2 protein-coding genes are annotated in these 1965 nt (G+C 63.1%); both read left to right on the top strand.

Annotated features, from left to right (window positions below):
• A partial coding sequence (locus tag ABT116_RS43710; RefSeq protein ID WP_351646368.1) for a lysozyme family protein occupies positions 1-1443 on the top strand: 1443 nt, incomplete at its 5' end.
• A gap of 15 nt (positions 1444-1458) precedes the next feature.
• Positions 1459-1965, top strand: a 507-nt coding sequence (locus ABT116_RS43705; protein WP_351646366.1) for a hypothetical protein, incomplete at its 3' end; no start/stop codon positions are given.

Raw genomic sequence — 1965 nt, 5'->3', positions numbered from 1 at the left:
GTGCTCCGTGAGCGGGCGGTCGCCTCCCTCGTCGTCGCCCGCGACCGCACCACCCTGCTGACCGGCGGCGGCGGCGAGAACTCACACATGGCCGGCACCATCGACGGCAAGAACGCGGAGTCGTCCGGCGACAACGGCGTTCAGTGGGGTGGCGCTGCCCGCGGTTCGGACAACTCGATGTTCGGACTGCAATACACCCTGCAGGAACTCGCAGGACAGTTCTCCAGTGGAGGGTCCGGCGGCGGCATCGGCCGGGCGATCCGCAGCGTCCTGAACACCGTCTACAAGCCCGCAGCCGCCGCATTCGACCTGGCAACCTCGACCATCGGATCGGGAATCCCGGATTTCGGGCCGTCGATGATGGGGCAACTACCGAAATCGATGTTCAACGGCATCACGGCGGCAATGAAGAATGCTGTCCAAGGCGCCATGAACGCTCAAGCAAGCACCGAGTCCGGTAGCGCATCGTTCGAACCGGGCGCGGGTGCTGAGCAGTGGCGTCAGATGATGATCGATGCCTACAAGAACCAGGGCTACGATCCGACACCCGAGAAGATCGATGCCTGGGTTCGGCAGATTCACACAGAATCCGGTGGTGACCCGAACATCGCTCAGCAGATCGTCGATGTGAATGGAACGGGCGAAGCTGCCGGTGTCGGTCTGGGGCAGATGATTCCGACAACGTGGCAGGCATACCGTGACCCCGCACTGCCGGACAACCGCCGCGACCCGTGGGCAATGACGAACGCCATGGCGCGGTACGGCGAACAGAAATACGGCGATAGCCTGCTCGGCGTTATCGGCCACGGACACGGCTACGACCAGGGCGGTATCGCGAACGGTATCGGTCTGATGCCGAAGTTCACGTTGCAGCCTGAGCGGGTCCTCTCTCCTGAGATGACAGCTGATTTCGAGCGGTTGATCTCGGTGCTCGAGCGGCCGGACTTCATCGACGTGCTCCGTCAGATCACGAGCGATGCGGTGACGAACGCGGCGACAGCGGCATCGGTGTCGAGCGGTGTGACTGCTCCTGCGCCGGAAGTGAGTATCGCGGCATCTGCGTCGGGTCCGCCAACGGCGTTCGATCCGAACAACACCGGCTATGACGACACGTACTACAACGACACCGTCGCTCGCGGTGGCGTTGAGGGCGCGAATGCGTGGCTCGCGCGGCAGGACTTCGGGCCACAGATTCGCACGTGGGGGATCAACGCGCTCAAGGAGATCGGCGGCGAGTTCGCATCACCGCTCGGGCTGGAACGTCGGTGGGGTGAGGCAGTCGATCAGGGCGCCGCGAACGCGATGCGCGCCGCCAACAGCGGTGGAGGCGACACCTACAACATCACGCAGGAATTCCACGGCTACAACGGCACACCGCAACAGTTCGCCGCCGAGATGGAACGCGCTGCCCGCCAGGGTCTCGCGACGCTGACGCCGGTCTAGGGGAATGGATTATTGATGAACAACTGTGACCCCGACTTCAACGGCGGCTATCCCGTCCTGTTGATCATGCGCGACTTCGATCCTACGAGTCCGACGTTCGAGCAGGACATCGTCACCGTGCCGATCTTCGGACCGGACTTTGTGGGACAGGGTATTTCACTGCTGGAAGGGTATTCGGGTTTCTACCACACCCCGATCACCCAGATCCGGGAGAACTACGCGTACCAAGCTGGGTCGACACCGTCGGACTATCCGCGCGTGGAGGAACGGATCCTCGACTGCGACATCGGCGTGCAAGGCCGGAACTGGGCTGAATTCGTACAGGTCGAAACCCTGCTGTGGAAGATCATGAAGCCACCGAAGGGGAAGCGCCCGGACTTCGTGTTGCGCTTCTACTTCGGCCCCGGCGAGGACGACTGGCGCGAGATCACCGTCCGTTTGGAACGCACCCCGAAAGACCTGTTCAGCCGCGGGCCGGGGTTGACCACGAAGTACAAGTGGTCGTTGACGTTGCTGGCGTGC

It is taken from the genome of Streptomyces sp. NPDC002130 (assembly GCF_040296465.1).
Classification (GTDB): domain Bacteria; phylum Actinomycetota; class Actinomycetes; order Streptomycetales; family Streptomycetaceae; genus Streptomyces.
The sequence above is the reverse complement of the archived record's forward strand: the minus strand, read 5'-3'. Positions and strand labels throughout refer to the sequence as shown.